This window comes from Mesorhizobium sp. M0058 (assembly GCF_040323095.1).
Taxonomy (GTDB): Bacteria; Pseudomonadota; Alphaproteobacteria; order Rhizobiales; family Rhizobiaceae; genus Mesorhizobium.
The window spans coordinates 122,540-141,673 of record NZ_JAMYUQ010000014.1 but is presented as its reverse complement, the minus strand read 5'-3'; the positions used below and the strand labels follow the sequence as shown (position 1 = coordinate 141,673).

Sequence of the window (19,134 nt, the reverse complement as noted above, 5' to 3'; positions counted from 1 at the left end):
GAATTTCTAGGCGGTTTGAAAGACCCAAGGTTGGGTGCATTGCAACAAGATATTCAGCATCCCCAAGCCCTTTGACCCAAGTTTCAAACGAGGATTTGTATCAGAAACTTACAAATTGGCATGGGAGGATGCGTGCCGGTTCTAGCGCGTCTCGAACATATCGTGAAGGATTTCGGTGCCGTCCGCGCGCTGGACAATGTGTCGCTCGACATCAATGAGGGCGAGGTTCTCGGCCTGATGGGCGACAATGGTGCCGGCAAATCGACGCTGGTCAAAACCATCGCCGGAAATTTCCAGCCGACGTCCGGCGCCTCCCAAGCCTGTCCTCCGGCGCATCGGCCGGGGGACATCTCTTCGAAGGCAGGCTTGCAGTTGGGCCGGCCCGCTTCGCAATCAGAGACTGCCTGTGTCCCTCCAGCAGGCGATCAGATGACCGTCGCCGGCCTGCCTGACGGGTGGTTGCGCCTTTCGGCAATCGGGCAGCGCGACAGGACAGCGGGCGGCAAAGGAGCATCCGGAGGTTTCGGCATCGTGTGCCGCGACGTGGAGCTGAGCCGGAGCCCTCGGCGCCGTCTCATCCGAGGAGGCGGCCAGAAGCAGCTTCGTGTAGGGGTGGTTGGGGCCACGGAAAATCTGCTCGGATGACCCCGTCTCGACGAGCCGGCCGCGATAGAGCACGCCGATCCTGTCGGCCATATAGCGCACCACCCTTAGGTCGTGGCTGATGAACAGATAGGTGGTGTCCTTGTCGCGCTGCAGGTCGTTGAGCAAATTGAGCACGGTCGCCTGCACCGAAACGTCGAGCGCAGAGGTCGGCTCGTCCAACACCACGAGCTTCGGCACGCCGGCAAAGGCGCGCGCAATCGCCGCCCGTTGGCGCTGGCCACCAGACAGCGATCTCGGCTTCTGGTCGACGGTCGTAGCGGCAAGACGAACCGAGGCCAGGAGATCGCCGACACGCTGCTTCACCTCGCTGCGGCCAAAGCCGGCGAGCCGCCGCAGCGGACGGCCGAGGATCCTGCCGATCCGCTGGCGCGGATTGAGCGTGCGGTCGGGTGACTGGAACACCATCTGCACGTCGCGCCGTTCGCTCAGGCTTCTTTTCTCGACGCGCGGCGCGACAGTGCTGCCGAACAGCTCGACCGACCCAGCGTCCGGCGTCTGGAGGCCAGTCACGATCCTTGCCAATGTCGACTTGCCGGAGCCGGATTCGCCGATCAGCCCGAACGTCTCGCCCTGGGCTATCTCCAGGTCGATATCGTGCAGGACGGCCTGGGAGCCGAAGGCGTGGCTGATGCCTTTGCAGGCGACGGCGATCGGACGTGCGGCTTCCGGTTGATCGCTGCGGACAGGCTTCGACGGGCTGGTTGTGTGCATCTCGGCCAGCCTGCCGTCGCGCTTGGTGAAGTTGAGCGCCGGGATCGAGGCGATCAGCGCCTTGGTGTAGGCGTGAACAGGGTTCTCGAAGACATCGTTGGCGATGCCGCTTTCGACCACCGTCCCCGACTGCATCACGGCCACCCGATCGCAGGCCCGGCGGACCATGTTGATGTCATGGCTGATCAGCAGAACGCTGGTTTTGTGATCGCGGCGCAAGTCCTGCAGGATGGCGACGATCTCGGACTGGACGCTGGCGTCAAGCGCCGTCGTCGGCTCGTCCAGCACCAGCAGCGACGGGTCGAGCGCAATGGCAATCGCGATGTTGGCGCGCTGCTGCATGCCGCCCGACAATTCGTGCGGATAGAGATCGAGCACCCGTTCCGGATTGCTCACCCTGACACGGCTCAGCAGTTCGGCGGCGCGGGTGCGTGCTTCGTCCTGCCGAACCTGGCGATGCCGCATGATCGTTTCGGTGATCTGCCGGCCGATCGTCATGGCCGGATTGAGTGCCGCACCTGGATGCTGGTAGACAGCCGCGATGCGATCGCCCCTTAGCCGGCGAAGCTGCTCGCCGGAGAGACTGCGGATCTCGCGACCCTGGAATTCGAGCGCCGACGCGGCGATCCGGGCGTTGCGCGGCAGATAGCGCAGAATAGCGAGAGCCACCGAGCTCTTGCCCGATCCGGACTCGCCGACAAGGCCGAGCGCTTCGCCTTCGCCGATGGCGAGCGACACGCCGTTGACGGCCGGATGCGATCCCCGGCGTCCATCATAGGCGACGGTGAGCTGCTCGACGTTCAGAACCGATGACGACATGTCTTGCTGAAACCACTTTCTTTCGGCGCGGTCTTCGAGGGCAATCGCTTCCGCTTTCGCGCCGCACAATCTCTATAAAATTACTCGAATTAAGCTGGAGCGCAATCTACCTTTCATCGCTCAGGAGAGATTGTCGCAGCCGGTCGAGGCGTCGCGACGGTCCCTTGGAGCAGTTCTGCAAGGAGGCCGACATGGCACGCGACCACATGATCCTCAGCGCGTTTTTCTTCAACCCGCAGGGCGATCATCGTATGTCATGGCGCCATCCGCGCGCGCCCGGCCGCGAAGTGCTCGACTTCGACTTCTACCGCGATCTCGTCCAGTCTGCCGAGCGCGCCAGGATCGATACGATCTTCGTCGCCGACCATGTTGCGATCTGGGATTCCGTACAGAGCGGCGTAGCCCATTACGCCAATGCCCGCCTGGAACCGCTGACGCTGTTGTCGGCGCTTGCCGGCGTGACCAGGCATATCGGCCTCATCACCACCGCCTCGAGCTCCTACAGCGAGCCCTACAATGTCGCCCGCATGTTTGCCTCGCTCGACCATATCAGCAAGGGCAGGGCGTCTTGGAATGTGGTGACGTCGGCCATGGACGAGGAGGCCCGCAATTTCGGCCGCGACGGCAATATCGAGCACGCCTTTCGCTATGAGCGCGCCACCGAATTCCTCGATATCGTCAAGGCACTGTGGGACAGCTGGGAAGACGAAGCCCTGCTTATCGACAAGGCATCGGGCTATTTCGCCGATCCCGACAAGGTCCATGCGATCAACCACAAGGGCCCGCACTTCAAGGTGCGCGGACCGCTCAATGTCTCGCGCCCGCCGCAGGGCCATCCGCTGATCGTCCAGGCCGGCTCGTCCGAAGACGGCAAGAATTTCGCTACCGCGCATGCCGATGCGCACTTTGCCATCTACAGCACCAAGGAAGACGGCATCAAATATAGGCAGGACATCAACGAGCGCCTCGCCCGTTACGGCCGCAAGCCCGAGAGCTTCAAGATCCTGCCGGGCATCCTGCCGATCGTCGCAGCTTCCGAAGCGGAGGGACGCGAGCGGCAGGAGTATCTGCAGAGCTTGCTTCCCGATCGGGTCGGCATCGACCTTCTCTCGAGCTGGAGCGGCGTCGATCTCTCCGTATATCCGCCGGACGGCCCGCTGCCGCCGCTGCCGGACGAGAGCACCTTCAATGGCGGCCGCACCTCGCTCAATCGCGTCAAGGAATGGTCGAAGCAGAACCTCACTCTGCGCGAGATCGCTCGCAAGCTCGCCAACAGCGGTTCGGTCCCGACCGTCGTGGGCACACCGAACCAGATCGCCGATCAGCTGCAGGACTGGTTCGAGGCAGGTGCCGCCGACGGCTTCAACCTGATGTTCCCGCTGCTCCCGGAGGATTGGGTGAATTTTGCCGAGCAGGTCGTGCCGGAACTGCAGCGCCGCGGCGTATTCCCCACCGAATATGCGCCGGGGACGCTGCGTGATCGTTTCGGCCTGGCTCGGCCGGCCAACCGCTTCGCCGAACAGCGCGACAATGTGCGCGCCGTATCCTGACTTGGGGCAACTGATATGACCGCAGCGCCAAAACTTCAGCCCCGCGAAGCCACGGCTCCGCAGCTCATCAATGTTCTGCACAGCCCCAAGCGCATTCGGGTCAAATTCGCCGGCCGCACCATCGCCGACAGCCGCAACGTCCTGGTGCTGCGCTCCAACCATTTTCTGCCGATCTATTTCTTCCCGGCCTCCTCGGTGGACCGCTCGCTCTTGAAGCCGTCCGAGCATCGCCAGCCGCATCCAGTCGGCGGCGAAACCACCTATTGGGACCTGGAGACGGGATCGAAAGCTTCTCCCAATGCGGCCTGGTCGTTTGTCGCGCCGCAGGATGAAAGCCTGTCGCCACTGGCCGGCCGCATCGCCTTCACCTGGAAAGCGGTCGACCAATGGTTCGAGGAGGAGGAAGAAGTCTTCGTCCACGCCCGCGACCCATACGCCCGCATCGACGCTCTGCAGAGTTCAAGCCATGTCCAGATCTGGTTCGACGGCGAAGTGATCGCCGACAGCCATCGCCCGGTGCTGCTGTTCGAAACGCATCTGCCGACGCGTTTCTATTTGCATCCGGACGATGTCAGGCTCGACCGTCTGGTCGACTCGGACAGCACGACGCGCTGTCCCTACAAAGGCATCGCCTCCTACTGGTCGGGCCGGCGCGCCGACGGCTCGGTGAGCCCCGATGTCGCCTGGAGCTACCGCGATCCCATTGCCGAAATGCCCAAGATCAGGGGCCTCATCGCCTTTTACCCGCAAGCCGTCGACCGCATCCATCTCGACGGCGAACCAGTCGCTTAAGCCATTCAACAGTCATTTCAGACAGGGGTTCCAGAATGACCAAACGCAACGACATCAATACGCTTCGCAATCTGTCCGGCGACATCTGGAACGTCGCCGTCGATGAGCACCAGGCCGGCTTCCTCAAGCGCCGCGATCTGCTGAAATACGCAGCCTTGATCGGCCTCACCGGCTTTGCCGCCTCGCAGGGACTTGCTGGTTTCGGCACGGCGCGCGCTGCCGGCGCCGGCGGCACGGTCCGCGTTGGGCTCGGACAGCCGACCAAGGCGATCGATCCCGTCTCCATCACCGATCCGGCCAGCATCGGCGTCATCAGCCAGGTCGGCGAATATCTCATCCTCGACGATCCCAAGGACGGTCTGCAGCCCAAGCTCGCTCTGTCGTGGGAGGCCGACGAGACCGCCAGCCGCTGGACCTTCAAATTGCGGCCGGGCGTAAAATTCCACGACGGCCGCACCGTCACCGCCAAGGATGTGGTGGCGAGCTTCGAGCGGCTGGTCGATCCGGCCAGCGGTTCGTCCGCGTTGTCGGCCTATAAGGGCATCCTGTCCAAGGGCGGCGCCAAGGTCGTCGACGACCAGACAGTCGCCTTCGATCTCGACGGGCCCAACAGCAACTTCCCCTTCTATGTCTCGTCCGACGTCTACAATGCCGTCATCCTGCCGGCCGACTATGCCGGCGATTTCGAGAAGAATTTCAACGGCACCGGCCCGTTCAAGCTCGAATCCTTCCGCCCCAAGCAGGGCGCCAGCTTCGTGCGCAACCCTGACTATTGGGGCGACAAGGCGCTGCCCGACCGCGTCGAAATCAAGTTCTTCGACGACGAGCAGGCGCAGGTGCTGGCGCTGCAGGCCGGCCAGCTCGACGTCATCCCGAGCACGACCCGGCTGGAATTGGCGATCGAGGGCAATCCCAACTTCAAGCTGCTCAGCGTGCAGGCAAGTTCGCATGACGAGGTGCATCTGAGGACCGACCAGGCGCCGTTCACCGACAAGCGCATCCGCCGCGCCTTGGCGCTCACCATCGACCGCGAGGCGGTGGTCAAGGGCTTGCTCAAGGGCCGCGCCATCATCGGCAACGACACCCCGTTCGCGCCGATCTTCCCCTCGGCCGATCCGTCGGTACCGCAGCGCAAGCAGGACATCGCCGAGGCCAAGCGCCTGCTTGGCGAGGCCGGCGTGCCGAACGGCTTCCCGGTGACGCTGACCACCGAGCGCGCCTATGACATTCCCGATTATGCCGTGCTGATCCAGAATTTTGCCAAGAAGGCCGGCATCGACATCAAGCTCAACGTGCTGCCGCAGGACGCCTATTATGGCTCGGCGAAGTTCGGCTCGTCGCCATGGCTCGATTCCAATCTCGGCATTACCGATTTTGGCCATCGCGGCACGCCCGACATCTTCCTCAACGCGACGCTGAAGAGTTCGGGCGCCTGGAACGCCGCGCATTTCAACAACCCGGCCTATGACGGGCTGCTGCTCGAATACGGCAAGGCCCGCGACCTTCAGGCGCAACGCCTTGCCGCGGGCAAGATCCAGACCTTGCTGCTGGACGAGACGCCGCTGATCATCAGCTACTTCTCGCAATACAGCCGCATCGTCTCGTCGAAGGTCGAGGGCGTCCGCTTCACGGCAATCTCGCATCTGCTGCTCGATCGCGTGACGTTCGCCCAGGCATGATTGCGAGACGTCCAGCCACTCCGGGCACCGGAATCCGATGCTGACCGGCCGCACTGTGTCGGTGCGGGCAGCCTCGCTTCTGCTCACGCTGTGGCTGGTCAGCATGCTGGTGTTCTTCGCCGGGCAGGTTCTGCCCGGCGATGTCGCCCGCCTCATGCTCGGGCCGTTCGCCGATGCCGAGGCCGTCGCGGCGCTGAACAGGCAGCTCGGCGCCGACCAGCCGGTGCTCGTGCAATACTGGCACTGGTTCAGCAGCGTGCTGTCAGGCGACTTCGGCACCTCCCTGTCGTTGCGTTTGCCGGTGGCGCCCTTCGTTCTGGAAAGCCTCAAGCGCTCGGCGGCCCTTGCCGGAATTATCCTCGTCTTTCTGTTGCCGCTGGGCATCGGCGCCGGCATCGTCGCCGGTCTCAACCAGGGCCGCTTTGTCGACCGCCTGATCGTACTCGCCGGCGTGTCCTTCGGCATCGTCCCGGACTTCGTCTCCGGCCTGCTGTTGCTCATCGTCTTCGGCCTGTGGCTGAACTGGTTCCCGATCACCGGCGCTGCTCCCGATGGCGCCGGGCTGTGGGTCAGTGGCTATTATCTGATCCTGCCGGCGCTGCCGCTGGTGCTGAACCTTGCCGGCTACATCGCCCGCATGACGCGGGCCGGTGTGATCGAGGCGCTGGCCGCCGACTATACGCGCACCGCCGTCCTGAAAGGCCTTGAGCGTCGCGAAATCCTCATCCGGCACGTGCTGCGTAATGCGCTGACGCCGACCATCGCCGTGCTGGCGACGCAGACCGGTTACATGCTTGGCGGGCTGGTGGTGATCGAAGCGCTGTTCGGCATACAGGGTCTCGGCAATCTGGTGCTCAACGCCGCCAAGTCGCGTGACTTCCCGATGCTCGAAGCCGGCGTGCTGGTCATGGCGACCATCTTCGTGCTGTCGGCCGCGGCAGGCGATCTCGTGAATGCCTTGCTCGATCCGCGGCAGCGCCGCCGTGTGTCGCCATGATGGAACTGATGGAATTGCCGGAGCGCCGTACGCTGGGCTGGCGGGCAGCAAGTCGCATCCGCGAGACCGTTTCGCAGCTGCCGCCCTCTGTCATCATCGGCTCGCTGATCCTGCTGTTCTGGGTCGGCTGCGCCGTGTTCGGCAGCCTGTTTGTGCCCTACGATCCCTATGCCGAGGATTTCCTCGTCATGCTGGCGCCGCCCGACGCAGCGCACTGGTTCGGCACCGACCAGCTCGGTCGTGACGTGCTGTCGCGCATCGTCGTCGGCTCGCGTGACATCCTGCTGGTCGCGCCGGCAGCAACCCTGCTCGGCGTTGCCGCCGGCAGTGTGCTTGGCCTCGTGCTCGGCTATTTCGCCGGGCTGATCGACGCCATCGGCGCCAGGCTGCTCGACACGCTGATGGCTTTTCCCTTCATCGTGCTCGTCACCATGACGCTGGTCGCGCTCGGGCCGTCCAACCTCACCGTCATCCTGGTGATCGGCATCGCCTATGCGCCGCTGGTGGCGCGAACGGTGCGCGCCGCCGTGCGCGAACAGCGCGACCGCGACTATGTCAGCGCCGCCCGTCTCGGCGGCGAGAGCGCTCTTGCCATCATGTTCCTTGAGATCCTACCCAACGTCAGGGAGACCATCCTCATCGAGCTGGTTACACGGCTCGGCTACGCCTTCTTTTCGATCGCCACGCTGAGCTTCCTCGGCCTCGGCATCCAGCCTCCCTCAGCCGATTGGGGCCTGGCGGTCGCCGACGGCTACGGCTTCCTGACCGGCGGCAAATGGTGGGTGGTGATCTTCAACTCGGCGGCCATCGTTTCGCTTGTCATGGCAACCAATCTGATCGCGCAAGGCATGGGCGCCTTCGAAAACAGCGATCGGTGAAGAGCGGAACGCTCAGCAAAGCTGACGCGCAATCGCGGACCGTGCGCTAAAATCGTTCCTCGTGATTCGGCTCTGACAGGCCTCAAAGAAAGGAACGGCATGAGCAAGGCCCTCATTACATTCGCATTGGTCGCGGTGCTCACCGCATTGCTCATGGCGCTCAGCCTGGCGGTGGCCAGGCACGGCTATCCCTATGGCGCGATCGGCGTGAGGCGGCTGGACGGCATTGCCGATGCCCGCTCGTTCCTGCCGCTCGCCGCCGTCTATTTTTTCGGCGCCATGCTGATGATGATCCTGCCGATCCGCGCCGCCGGCATCGTCTTGACCCATGCTGCGGATGCGCTGTTCTGGGCGGTGATTGCCCTGTTCGCCACAATTGTCGGCTGTCTCGTCGCCCGCTGGGCTTTCGGCCAGAGCAGCGTGCTGTGGGCGCTCCTGAACTGGCGTTTCCTGTTCGCCGCGGCAATCGTTGGCAGCCATTTCACCATGAACGGGCTGCGCCGCAACATCCTGCTCAGGAGCTTGTTCTTCGTCATCTTCGCCGCGGCGACGCTGGCTTGCCTGTTCTGGACTTTTCCGACCTGACAGGGCCGCTTCATATTGTCCATCTTGAGGTCGCGGCTTTCATAGCCGCGCGCCATCGGCTATCCAGTCCTCAGCTAGATTTCAGCCCTCACAGTGTCGTCATTTGTCTGATAAATAATTCAGGCATACGGCACCGCCAGCGAACCAATACAAGGAAACCGCGACATGAGCCTGTTTCGTAAAAATCTGATCGATGGCGAGTGGGTGGGCGAGGCCGGCTCGCGCAACATCAATCCCTCGAACACGGGCGATGTCGTTGGCGAATATGCCTCGGCCGGCGCCGAACAGGCAAAGCAGGCCATAGCGGCGGCCAAAGCCGCCTTCCCGGCCTGGTCGCGTTCGGCGCCGCTGGTGCGCCACGCCGTGCTGAAAAAGGCGTCGGACGAGATCATGGCGCGCAAGGACGAGATCGGCCGCGCGCTGTCGCGCGAAGAGGGCAAGACGCTGGCCGAGGGCATTGGCGAGACCATCCGCGCCGCCCAGATCTTCGACTTCTTCGCCGGCGAGACGCTGCGCCTGTCGGGTGAATTGGTGCCCAGCGTGCGCCCGGGCGTCGGCGTCGAGATCACCCGCGAGGCCGTTGGCGTCGTCGGCATCATTACGCCGTGGAATTTCCCGATCGCCATTCCCACCTGGAAGATCGCGCCGGCGCTCGCCCACGGCAACACCATCGTCTTCAAGCCGGCCGAATTGGTGCCGGAGAGCGCCTGGAACATTGTCGACATCCTGCACCGCGCCGGCCTGCCGAAAGGCGTGCTCAATTTGGTCATGGGCAAGGGCTCGGTGGTCGGCCAGGCCATGCTCGACAGCCCCGACCTCAACGCCATCACCTTCACCGGCTCGGTCGGCACCGGCAAACGCGTGGCCGCGGCAAGCGTCGAGCACATGCGCAAGTTCCAGCTCGAAATGGGCGGCAAGAATCCGATGGTCGTGCTCGACGACGCCGACCTCGCCACGGCGGCCGAGTGCGCCATCAACGGCGCCTATTTCTCGACTGGCCAGCGCTGCACGGCCTCGTCGCGCCTGGTGGTGACCGAAGGCATTCATGACCGCTTCGTTGCCGTGCTCAAGGAGCGCCTGGAAAAACTCGTCATCGGCGATGCGCTTGATGCCAAGACCCAGATCGGGCCCGTCGTCGATGCGAGCCAGCTGAAGCAGGACGAGGACTATATCGCCATCGGCAGCCAGGAAGGCGCCAACCTCGCCTTCGGCGGCGAGCGGCTGGACCGCGAAACACCCGGCTTCTATCTCAGGCCGGCGCTGTTCACCGAGAGCACCAACGCCATGCGCATTTCGCGCGAGGAAATCTTCGGTCCGGTCGCCAATGTCATCCGCGTCAAGGATTATGACGAGGCGCTGGCGGTGGCCAACGACACGCCCTTCGGCCTGACCTCCGGCATCTGCACCTCCAGCCTCAAGCATGCCACGCATTTCCGGCGCAATTCCGAGGCCGGCATGGTGATGGTCAATCTGCCGACGGCGGGCGTCGACTTCCACGTCCCGTTCGGCGGCCGCAAGGGCTCGAGCTACGGCCCACGCGAGCAGGGCCGCTATGCCGCGGAGTTCTACACCACGGTGAAGACAGCCTACACCTTTGCCGGCTAATCGACGGGTGAACCGATGACAGCGGCGAAAGAGGAACTGACCTGGCTCAACCCGCCGCCGCACCATGCTTTCGGTAATGGCATCGTGCATGTGCGCACCGGCGGGGAAACCGACTTCTGGCGCGAAACCTTTTACGGCTTCTGGCGTGACAATGGCCATTTCCTCTATCGCCCGGTCGAGGGTGACTTCAGCGCCGAAGTCACCGTCAAGGGCGACTACAAGGTGCTCTACGACCAAGCCGGGCTGATGCTGCGGCTGAGTGAAACGCACTGGATCAAGGCCGGCATCGAATACACCGACGGGCTGGCTTACTTTTCGGTGGTGGTCACCAACGACACCTCGGACTGGTCGCTGCTCAGCATTCCCACCGGCCCCGACGGCGTGCGCATCCGGCTGACCCGCCATGCCGAGGCGATCCGCATCCAATATCTTGATACCACCGATGGCAAGTGGAAGCCGGTGCGGCTGGCTTATTTCCCGATCTCCAAATCCGTCGATGTCGGCATGATGTGCTGCTCGCCGCAGCGCGAAGGGTTTGAGGTAACATTCTCCGGCTTTACTGTCGGCCCGCCGATTTCCAGGCAATTGCACGACTGACGGCCATATCGATGGCGGACTAACCGTCTGCCCGATGCTGGAAGAACTGCAAAAACAGCTCCCGTTCGGTGGTTATGTCGAGCTTCTCGTAGATGCGGCGGCGGTGGTTCTTCACCGTGCCGACGGCGATGCCGAGCCGTTCCGCGATGTTGGCGGTCGGATGTCCCGCCAGGATCAACTGCACCAATTCCCGCTCGCGCAGCGACAGCTCCGGCCACAGGCTCGCCGGGATGGTCGGCTCCTGCCGGGGCGAGGCGCCGGGGCCGGTCGGCGCCGATGTGCGGGAGAACTCGGTGCCGCGCGCCTTGATGTCGAGCGCATGCAAGGCCTCGAACACCGGCAGCCGCTCGTCCAGCAGGGCGATCTCGCTCTCCTTGAAGGTGGAGGTCGAGCGGTCGAGGAAGACGCCGAGGCACCAGTCGCCGCCATCGGCCAGCATGATGCCGACCTCATCGCAGATTTCCGACTGCGCCAGGAAGCCGGCTATGTACTGGCCGCGCTTGGCCTCGTCATCGGCAAGCCGCTTCAGCGGCAGGATGCCCAGCCTCTGCTCACGCCGCCACGAAGCATAGAACGGGTCGAAGACGTAGTAATTGTCGAGATAGCGCCGGACCATCTCGTCGGAGAAGCGCCGGTGCTTGATGAATTCCGGCGTCTTCGTCGCCGAATATCGGGTCACGGTGACGAGATCGTGCTCGATGTCCGCGCCGATCAGGTCAATCAGGCAGTCGACATGCCTGTCCGTACCGGTGGCGGCAATCGCCCTGGCGAGCGGCCCCCAGATATTGCCCATGCGCATGCCCTTTTCTCAGCGATCCCGGTCCGGCGGTCATTGTGTCTTTTGGCACATGGCGCAAGGCCGCCCAAGGAATCTAGCTTGAGCATCCTAGAGCAATCCCGAGGCGACCGTGACACAACCCAACCTCACCAGTCCCATCGTCGGCAATCCAATCGTCATCGGCATCGACGCCGGCGGCACCATGACCGACACGATCCTTGTCGACCAGGACGGCCACTTCAAGATCGGCAAGTCGGCAACCACGCCCAAGAACGAGGCCGAAGGCTTCCTCGCATCGGCCGAAGACGCGGCCGACGCCTGGGGCATCTCGCTGGAGCAGCTGTTCTCCGGCGTCAACGTCGTGCTCTATTCCGGCACCGGCATGCTCAACACACTGTTGTCGCGCACCGGGCGCCGGCTTGGCCTGATCACCACCAAGGGTCTGGAAGACATGATCCTGATGGGTCGCGGCCTGCAGGCCTGGGCCGACTATTCCTATGCCGACCGGCTGCATGCGGTGACCCACCATCATCCCGATCCGCTGGTGCCGCGCCGTCGCACCCATGGCGTCACCGAGCGCATCGACCAGTTCGGCGACATCGTGCTGCCGCTCTACGAGCATGAAGTCGCGATTGCGGCCAGGAAGCTGATTGCCGACAAGGTCGAGGCGATCTGCATCATGACCATCTTCTCGCACGTCAATCCGGTGCACGAAAAGCGCATCGCCGAGATATGCCGCGAGGAGGTGCTGAAAGCCGGCGCCGACATCCTCATCTACACCAGCCACGAGGTCCGCCCGGTCATCCGCGAACAGTCGCGGCTGAACTCGGTGCTGATCGAAGCCTACGCGACGTCGCGCGGCCGCAAGCAGCTTAGGGGTATCGAGGACGTTTCGAAAAAATACGGCTTCAAATACGGCGTGCAGACGCTGCTGTCCTTTGGCGGCCTGACCTCAATCAACCATCCGCGCCTGCACGAAACCATGATTTCCGGCCCGATCGGCGGTATTCTCGGCGCGGCCTATGTCGGCAAGCTCATCGGCAACGACTCCCTGATCTGCTCGGACATGGGCGGCACCTCCTTCGACATGGGCGTCATTTCGCGCGGCCAGACGCGGATCGAGAACGAGCCGCTGATGGACCGTTTCAAGCTCAACGTGCCGACGCTGCATCTCGACACGATCGGCGCCGGCGCCGGCATGATCCTCAAGGTCGACCCGCTGACCAAGAAAGTCTCGCTCGGGCCGGAAAGCGCCGGTTCCGACCCCGGCCCCATCTGCTTCGCCAAGGGCGGCACTGAACCCACCATCGCCGATTGCGACGCCATACTAGGCCGCCTCAACCCGTATTATTTCCTCGGCGGCAAGGTCGTCTTGCAGGTCGAGAAGGCGCGCAAAGCGTTTGAGGAAAAATGCTCCAGCATCCTTGGCGTCGGTGTCGAGGAGGCTGCCGAAGGCATGATCGACATGCTGGAAGCCGATGCCAACAACGCGCTGCGCCGGGTCATCTCCGGCCAGGGCATCCATCCCTCGGAATTCACGCTGCTGTCCTATGGCGGCTCGGGTCCGCTGCATCTGGCCGGCTGCTCCAGGGGCATCGGCTTCAAGGACATCATCACCTTCCAGTTTGCCGCCGCCTTCTCGGCCTTCGGCTGCACCACCGCCGATTTCATGCGTCGGCATTCGGTCTCGACGCAGCACGACATCGGCGCCCGCGCAAGCGATGACGAGCTGCTCGCTTTCGGCAAGAAGGTCACCGACGTCTGGAATGATCTCACCAAGGCGGCGGTCGACGAGATGATCAGCGACGGCCATATCAGAGACAAGATCAAGACCGTGCCGTTCCTGATGATGCGCTACACCGGCCAGCTCGAGGATGTCGAGGTCATGGCACCGCTTGCCGAGGTCAATTCGGCTGACGACATGCGTAGGGTCATCGACGAGTTCGAGGCGGTCTACGCCAAGGTCAACCATCGCGTTTCGCGCTATGGCGAAGCCGGCTTCACCATCACCGAGCTCGGATTGATCGCCACCGCCGACAAGGTCAAGCCGGTGCTCTTGAAGCGCCCGCTCGGCAAGTCGGCCCCGGCAGCAGCGCACAAGGGCGTGCGCGAGGCCTATATCGGGGGACGCTGGCACAAGGCCAATCTCTACGAGATGGACCTACTGCAGCCCGGCCATGAGGTGATCGGTCCGGCCATCATCGAACATCCCGCCACCACGCTCGTTGTTCATCCGCAGGACCGTGTCCACGTCGATGAGTGGACGCTGCTGCATTACACCCATTCTTGAAAGGGCACCGCCATGTTGGACAGACCTGCCTCGGCCCTGCGCCTTCGCGAACGGCTGCTCGATTCAGAACGGCTGATGGAAGAGACCGGCTGCTATGACGGCATCACCGAGCTCACGCTACGCAACCAGGACCCGCTGAAATTCGAGACGCTGCACACCAAGCTGCGCGCCTATTGCGTCTCGGCCCGCGAAATGGCCCGCCGCATCTCGGCCTCGCCCGGCGTGCGCGAAGTCGGCGAAATGGTGGTGGCGATCTATACGCCCGAGGGCGATGCGATCGCGCTGTCCAACGGCATCATGGTCCACGTCCACACGATGAGCCGCTTCATCAAATGGATGATCAAGAACAATTACGAGGAAAACCCGAAGATCCGCGAAGGCGACATCTTCGCCAACAACGATGCTTTCATCGGCACCGTGCAGGTGCCCGACGTCATGGACGTAATGCCGATCTTCCATGAAGGCACGCTGGTCGGCTGGGCCGGTGCGGTCTGCCACGAGCTCGAAGCCGGCGGCATCACGCCCGGCGGCGACGTCTGCCTGGCGCAGGAGCGCTTCACCGAAGGCCTGTTCGTCTGCGCCGAAAAGATCGGCGAGAATGACGAGATCCGCCGCGACTACGTCATCCGCTGCGAGCGCAATCTGCGCATGCCGATCTACTGGGTGCTGGACGAGAAGGCCAAGGTCGCCTCCTGCATCGACATGCGCGAAAGCGTCAAGCAGCTGATCTCGGAGATCGGCCTCGACTACTGGATGAAGGTATCGAAGGAGTTCATCGAGGAGGGCCGTCGTGCCCAGCTCGCCCGCACCCGCCAGCTCACCGTGCCCGGCATCTATCGCGGCCACACCTTCTACGGCCATGTCACGGCGGGCAAGCCCGGCTTCCAGCTGCTTGGCGATCCCGACTGGCTCTACAACATCCCGATCGAGATGGAGATCACCACCGACGGCAAGATCACCATGGACTTCGAGGGCACGCAGCCCTGGGGCTACCATTCGATGAACTGCACGCCGGCCGGCATGGATGGAGGCATGTTCGTCACCTTGACCCAGCACATGAATTTCGAGGGCCTCGTCAATGACGGCGCCTGGATGGCGACCGAGCTGAAGCTGCCGCACGGCACTTGGACCAACCCCGACAATGAGATGGTGGCGACCGCCACATCCTGGGCGCTGCTGCTGCCGGCCTATGGCGTGTTCCAGCGCCTTTTGTCGCGCGGCTTCGTCGCGCGCGGCTTCGTCGAGGAAGCCTTCGTTGGCCAGGTCAACAGCCCGATGATTGAGATGGGCGGCGAAAGCCAGTACGGTACGCCGTTCGGCATGGCGCATTTCGAATGCGCCGCCGCCGGCTCCGGCGCGCTGGCCATCGCCGATGGCCTCGACACCGCCTATGTCGGCTGGAATCCGGAATCCGACATGGGCAACATCGAGGTCTGGGAACAGTCGATGCCGATGGTCTATATCGGCCGCTCGATCATGCCCAATTCGGGCGGCGCCGGCAAATATCGCGGCGGCTGTTCCTTCGTCTCGACCTGGCTGATCAACAAGACCTCGCACCTGCGACTGCACACCTCGGAACACTCCTCGCGGGTATTCGACAATGGCGGCATGTGCGGCGGCTATCCCGCGCCGACCTGCCAGAAGCATCGCGCGGTGCGCAACTCCAACATCCACGAACTGGCGGCAAAAGGCGAACCGCTCGCGCATGCCCCAGGTATCGATCCGCATGTCTCCGACTACGAGAAGAACATCGGCGGCGACCATGCCGTGGTCGAAGGCCCCTACATCACCTCGCCGCACAAGTCGGGGGACATCTTCAGCCATTCCTACAATGGTGGCGGCGGTTACGGCGACGTGCTGGAGCGCGATCCGGTCAAGACCGCCTGGGATGTCGAGAACGGTTTTCTCACCCGCCAGGCGGCGATCCAGATTTTCGGCATCGTGCTGAAGGACGACGCCGAGGGTTATCCGGTTGCCGATATCGACGCCACCGTCGAACGTCGTGCCGCCATGCGCAGAGAGCGTCTGGCCAAGGCGATCCCGGTTTCGGACTGGATCGCTGCCGAACGCGGCCGTGTCGAGAAGGCCGACTTCGCGCCCGAGGTGAAGAAAATGTATGCCAGCGCGATCAAGCTGTCGTCGCGCTTCACCAGGGATTTCAGCGATTTCTGGACCGTCGACGCCAGATCGATCTTCATGCCGGGAGCAAAGCCATGACCTCGTACAGCAAGGAAGTCCTCGGCGATCTCTCAGCCGGCAAGCTCCCCTGGCCTCAGACAAAGCGCATCATGAGCGCCTACAAGGACGACGACCGCTTCTTCAAGATGCTCGCCGTCTATCAGGACCGTGTCACCTGGAAGGACCCGATCCTGCTGCCGGTCTCGGATCACCTGTTCATCTGCCAGAGCGGCGACGAGCGCATCACCCGTTGCGAATGCGGCCACTCCTTCGGCGACTACCGCAAGAACTGGAAGCTCAAGGCTGCGATCAACGTGCGAAACACCGAGGAAGCGCTGCGCGAGATCTATCCCAACAGCGATATCCCCGATCCGCAATGGATGGAAATCCGCGAATTCATCTGTCCGGAATGCGGCACCATGCACGAGGTCGAGGCGGCGGCACCCGGCTATCCGATCGTGCATGATTTCGAACCCGATCTCGAAGGCTTCTATCGCGAGTGGCTGGGCAAACCGCTCTAGCGACGTGGTGACCAGCGCTGCAGGCAAGGTAGCGCTCGTCACCGGGCTGGGTCTAAGACTATCGCATCAAACATCGTATCGGAGATTCACTGCCCATGACAGACCTTTCCGGCCGCAGCGCGATCGTCACCGGCGGGTTTTCCGGCATGGGCTTCGCGATTGCGACGGCGTTGGCGCAAGCCGGCGTCAATGTAGCGGTCGGCTCCTACATCGCCCCCGCCGGCGCCGAAAGAACCGACGCCGCCTACTATCCCGGCGCAGATGAAATCGAGCGCGTGCGGTTGGCCCTGTCTGCCCACGGCACCAGGGTTTATGCCGCCCATCTCGATGTCCGCGACAGCGAGGTGACCAACCGGTTTGCGGCTGACGCGCAGGCCGCCATCGGCCCGGCCGACATACTGGTCAATGCCGCGGGCACCACCGCCGAACAGCCGGTCTGCGGCCATTCCGACGCGCTGTGGAACAAGATCGTCGACACCAATCTCAGCGGAGCGTTCCGCGTCACCCGAGCTGTGCTGCCCGGCATGATCGAGCGCGGCTGGGGCCGTATCGTCAACATCGGCTCGACAGCGGCTTCCGTCGGCTGGAAGGACAACCCGGCCTATTGCGCCTCGAAGGCCGGGCTGCTCGGCCTTACCCGCTGCGTGGCGCTGGAAGGCGCCGCGCACGGTGTCACCTGCGTCATGATCAGCCCGACCTGGGTCGAGACCGAACTGATGCGCCGCAACGTGGCGCAGGTGGTCGAGCGTGAGGGCAACGGCAGAACCGCCGAGGAAGCGATGGCCGAGATCGCCAAGGGCAATCCCCAGCAGCGCATGCTGCAGCCGCAGGAAATCGCGGCTCTAGCCGTGTTCCTGTGCTCGGATCTGGCCAAGGGCATCACCATGGAAAACATCCAGATCACCGGCGGAGCGCTGTGGTAGCGGCCACAGTTTGAATTTTCGAACGAGCGAGCCGCATTAACGCCATTTGTCGGTTGCATGTTCGTTTTGGCCCTGCCTGCGGCAACTTTACCCCTCGCGGCAAATTTACCATTGAGTGACAGGCGATAGAGGTTATATTGTGCACTGCACAATGGATGCCCGCTGATCGGGATCCGGCAAGGGCAGGTTCCGGCGATCGCGCATGACGCAGAAAAGCCGACCATGGGCGCTTCAGCCCAGCTGAAAGGCGGCAGCATGAGAAATCCGGTACGGATATGAAGATCCCGAAATCCATTCTGATCGATCCGGACAACAACAAGGCCTATGCCGCCTTCGCCGTTGCGGTGTCGGTCTTTGCCTTCGCCTACTCCACCAATTTCGGCCAGATCCTGATCCTCGCCTACTATCTGGTATGGCTGCCGCTGCTGTTCGTCGACTACCGGCGTTTCGCCCGCGATCTCTCCAGCGCCTGGCTGCCGCTGCTGTTTGCGGCCTATGTCTGTCTGTCGCTGTTCTGGTCGCAAGCGGCCGGCACCAGCGCGCGGGCGGGGCTGCAATATTTCTCCCACATGCTGTGCGCCTACATCGCGGCGCGCACCATCAGCACGCGCACGCTGGTGCTGGGCTCGCTGATCGGCATCTTCATCGTGCTGCTGTATTCGCTGAAGGTTGGCGCCTATGCGCTCGACACTATCGACGGCACCACCAATTTCGTCGGCGCCTTCGGCTCCAAGAACCAGATCGGCTTCTTCGCCTCGCTCGGCATCTTCTTCTGCTTCGCTTTTCTGGCCTTCTACCGGCGCAACTGGATGAGCTTCGTCTGGACCGCGCCGATCATCCTGCTGTCCGTCTATATGCTGGCGATCGCCCACTCGGCGACGTCAGTCGCTTCGCTTCCGGCGGTGATCGGTGTCGTTGCCTTGCTTGCCATGAGCAAGGTTCTGTCACGCCGCTACCGCCGCGTGCTGTTCGTCGTCGGCGCTACGGCGCTGGTGGGCGGTGTGATGGCTGCGCTGAACCTTGGCTTGCTCGATGTCGTGCTCGGCATCTTCGGCAAGGATTCGACGCTGACCGGCCGCACCTATCTCTGGGAACAGGGCTGGGCCGCCGCGCAGCAGCGTCCGGTGCTCGGTTATGGCTATGCCGCCTACTGGATCCAGGGTTTTGCCGATCCGGAACGGCTCTGGGCCGAGTTCTACATCTCCACCCGCACCGGCTTCCATTTCCACAACACCTATATCGAGACGCTGGTCGAGCTCGGCTTCATCGGCGTGACGATGCTGGCGCTGATCATCCTGCGCTCCTTCTGGGGCCATGTTTCGAAGGTGGTGTTCGGTGACTGGAGCGCCGATTCGGTGGTGCTCGCCGGCGCGGTCGGCATGATGCTGATCCGCTCCTTCTTCGAGGTCGAGATCCTCGGCCCCTATTTCATGGCCTCGTTCATCGTCTATTACGGCCTGTTCAAGCTGCGCCCGGTGCCGCTCGCCAGGGCAAGGCGGGCCTATGTTCCGGTGCCGGACGAGAACACCGCCAACGGCCGCATGCCGGCGCGCGTCTGACTTGCT

15 protein-coding genes and 1 pseudogene are annotated in these 19,134 nt (G+C 63.3%); 14 read left to right on the top strand and 2 right to left on the bottom strand.

The features are described 5' to 3' along the window. Nucleotides 1-132: 132 nt before the first annotated feature. Nucleotides 133-312 (top strand): annotated as a pseudogene (locus NKJ75_RS24080) (ATP-binding cassette domain-containing protein); the annotation flags it as partial. Between the two features lie 81 nt (nt 313-393). Here NKJ75_RS24080 and NKJ75_RS24075 read toward each other — a convergent pair. Continuing rightward, nucleotides 394-2,196, bottom strand: a complete 1,803-nt coding sequence (locus tag NKJ75_RS24075; protein ID WP_023745189.1) for a dipeptide ABC transporter ATP-binding protein — start codon at nt 2,194-2,196, stop codon at nt 394-396. Between the two features lie 191 nt (nt 2,197-2,387). On the opposite strand from NKJ75_RS24075, the gene NKJ75_RS24070 reads away from it, so the two are divergent. The 8 genes from NKJ75_RS24070 (at nt 2,388) to NKJ75_RS24035 (ending at nt 10,879) form a co-directional block, all read left to right on the top strand. Further along, nucleotides 2,388-3,746 carry an LLM class flavin-dependent oxidoreductase gene (locus NKJ75_RS24070; RefSeq protein ID WP_023668832.1) on the top strand — a complete coding sequence of 453 codons (1,359 nt, stop codon included), beginning with the start codon at nt 2,388-2,390 and terminating at the stop codon, nt 3,744-3,746. 15 nt (nt 3,747-3,761) lie between these two features. Further along, nucleotides 3,762-4,538, top strand: a complete 777-nt coding sequence (locus NKJ75_RS24065) for a DUF427 domain-containing protein (protein WP_023725876.1) — start codon at nt 3,762-3,764, stop codon at nt 4,536-4,538. Nucleotides 4,539-4,573: 35 nt separating this feature from the next. After that, nucleotides 4,574-6,217, top strand: a complete 1,644-nt coding sequence (locus NKJ75_RS24060) for an ABC transporter substrate-binding protein (RefSeq protein ID WP_352500281.1) — start codon at nt 4,574-4,576, stop codon at nt 6,215-6,217. Nucleotides 6,218-6,254: 37 nt separating this feature from the next. Continuing rightward, entirely contained in the window at nt 6,255-7,214 is a 960-nt protein-coding gene (locus tag NKJ75_RS24055) for an ABC transporter permease (protein WP_031196280.1), read from the top strand. Then, complete coding sequence (locus NKJ75_RS24050) at nt 7,211-8,092, top strand: ABC transporter permease (protein WP_352500280.1); 882 nt, start codon at nt 7,211-7,213, stop codon at nt 8,090-8,092. Before NKJ75_RS24055 ends, NKJ75_RS24050 begins: the two co-directional genes overlap by 4 nt. 99 nt (nt 8,093-8,191) lie before the next feature. Beyond that, nucleotides 8,192-8,677, top strand: a complete 486-nt coding sequence (locus tag NKJ75_RS24045) for a hypothetical protein (RefSeq protein ID WP_023745190.1) — start codon at nt 8,192-8,194, stop codon at nt 8,675-8,677. 165 nt (nt 8,678-8,842) lie between these two features. Continuing rightward, a complete protein-coding gene (locus NKJ75_RS24040) occupies nt 8,843-10,282 on the top strand; it encodes an aldehyde dehydrogenase family protein (protein WP_352500279.1) in 1,440 nt (479 codons plus the stop codon). A 15-nt stretch (nt 10,283-10,297) separates the two neighbouring features. Beyond that, on the top strand, nt 10,298-10,879 hold the full coding sequence (locus tag NKJ75_RS24035) for a DUF1349 domain-containing protein (protein WP_023732560.1): 582 nt from the start codon (nt 10,298-10,300) through the stop codon (nt 10,877-10,879). Between the two features lie 19 nt (nt 10,880-10,898). On the opposite strand, the gene NKJ75_RS24030 is transcribed toward NKJ75_RS24035, so the two are convergent. After that, nucleotides 10,899-11,678, bottom strand: a complete 780-nt coding sequence (locus NKJ75_RS24030; RefSeq protein ID WP_352500278.1) for a helix-turn-helix transcriptional regulator — start codon at nt 11,676-11,678, stop codon at nt 10,899-10,901. A 109-nt stretch (nt 11,679-11,787) separates the two neighbouring features. On the opposite strand from NKJ75_RS24030, the gene NKJ75_RS24025 reads away from it, so the two are divergent. The 5 genes from NKJ75_RS24025 to NKJ75_RS24005 all read left to right on the top strand — a co-directional run bounded on the left by NKJ75_RS24025 (nt 11,788) and on the right by NKJ75_RS24005 (nt 19,128). After that, entirely contained in the window at nt 11,788-13,947 is a 2,160-nt protein-coding gene (locus tag NKJ75_RS24025) for a hydantoinase/oxoprolinase family protein (RefSeq protein ID WP_023745192.1), read from the top strand. Between the two features lie 12 nt (nt 13,948-13,959). Beyond that, nucleotides 13,960-16,164 (top strand): hydantoinase B/oxoprolinase family protein, encoded by a 2,205-nt coding sequence (locus NKJ75_RS24020; RefSeq protein ID WP_023745193.1) that lies wholly within the window; start codon nt 13,960-13,962, stop codon nt 16,162-16,164. Next, nucleotides 16,161-16,646, top strand: coding sequence for an acetone carboxylase subunit gamma (locus tag NKJ75_RS24015; RefSeq protein WP_023745194.1), 486 nt, complete (start codon nt 16,161-16,163; stop codon nt 16,644-16,646). Before NKJ75_RS24020 ends, NKJ75_RS24015 begins: the two co-directional genes overlap by 4 nt. Nucleotides 16,647-16,741: 95 nt before the next feature. Continuing rightward, nucleotides 16,742-17,569 carry an SDR family NAD(P)-dependent oxidoreductase gene (locus tag NKJ75_RS24010; protein ID WP_023745195.1) on the top strand — a complete coding sequence of 276 codons (828 nt, stop codon included), beginning with the start codon at nt 16,742-16,744 and terminating at the stop codon, nt 17,567-17,569. Between the two features lie 275 nt (nt 17,570-17,844). Next, complete coding sequence (locus tag NKJ75_RS24005; RefSeq protein WP_023689977.1) at nt 17,845-19,128, top strand: O-antigen ligase family protein; 1,284 nt, start codon at nt 17,845-17,847, stop codon at nt 19,126-19,128. Nucleotides 19,129-19,134 lie beyond the last annotated feature (6 nt).